The sequence below is a fragment of the Mesorhizobium sp. Cs1321R2N1 genome (genome assembly GCF_037179725.1).
Classification (GTDB): Bacteria; Pseudomonadota; Alphaproteobacteria; order Rhizobiales; family Rhizobiaceae; genus Mesorhizobium; species Mesorhizobium salmacidum.
Genome location: NZ_JAPYKP010000317.1, coordinates 1 through 1,082, shown reverse-complemented (window position 1 = coordinate 1,082; position 1,082 = coordinate 1). Strand labels below are relative to the sequence as shown.

The window sequence follows — 1,082 nt, the reverse complement described above, 5'->3', positions numbered from 1 at the left end:
GCCCGGCGCCAGCGGCGCCATCGGCCGGGGTGCAGCGCCGGTCAGCCGGATGCGTGTGCGCTCGCGATCCTCCGACAGTCCGAAAGGATCATCCCGGCTCATGGCCTCACCTGTTCACCGAATAGCAGTCGACCTGCGGCTCGCTCTCCAGGACACCGGAAACGCCGATGACGAATCCCGGGGCGTCGAGCAAGGAGGCCCAATGCTCGCTCTTCTGGTCGAGCTCCAGGCACAGCCGGTCGCCATCATAGGGAATCTCGCGTGGTTGCGAATGAAGCGGTTTCAGCGGAATTCCGGGCAGACGCGACTTCCAAAGTCCTTCGAACTCGTCTGCGGCGCCGACTGTCGCCTGGTTGACGAAGATCTTGCGCAACGCGTCGTCCGAGAGTTCCGATCCAACACGGATGACGATGCGGCTGGCGACGAGGAGCTTAGGGTTGTCGATGCGCACCTTCCAGACATTGGTCGCGTGCCGCATGACCGGCAGCGCGCGTGATTTCGGTTCGATGTAACGCAAACTGAGGATGAGCGAACGCAAGGCGTCGGCCAGCGCCATGTAGGCGGGGCCGGGGGCCATGTGGTCGTAGGCCGGCAATTCGCCGAGCCGCCGCGAGCTCGAGCCGTAGGTTGTCATCTCGCCGGCCAGTCCGGCAAGTTCGAGATAGAGTTCGGCAGGATGAAAGACATCCTGCGCAAGCATATGGGCAAGCCGGGGGCGAGCGGCATTGGCCAGGTGCAGCATCAAGAGGTCTTCGACGCTGCGGCCGGCGCCGCCCATCACCATCTTACCATGCGCTTCGGCGATCTGGTCGAGGCCGGTGACGACCTCCTGCAGCAATTGCCGGTACCAATGGACCGCGCCGGTGATCAGCGTCGGCGGCAGGAACGTCTCGTCGAGCGAGACGCCGCCGTCGGCGCGCAGACCTTTTACGTCGGCGATCGGCAAGGCGGTATAACCGCCCACCGATTTGCCGGGCGCAAGCAGGGCCGCATGCGGCCGGGCGATCTCGATCTCTTCGGGATCGGCGCCGCCCTGGACGGCGTCGCGCACTGAAACGATCTTGCCGTGGTAACGCGCGCCC

General features: G+C 65.2%; 1 protein-coding gene. It reads right to left on the bottom strand.

Annotated features, from left to right (window positions below; translation table 11 throughout):
* Positions 1 to 106 precede the first annotated feature (106 nt).
* A partial coding sequence (gene tssK / locus O7A61_RS32270) for a type VI secretion system baseplate subunit TssK (protein WP_337133186.1) occupies positions 107 to 1,082 on the bottom strand: 976 nt, incomplete at its 5' end.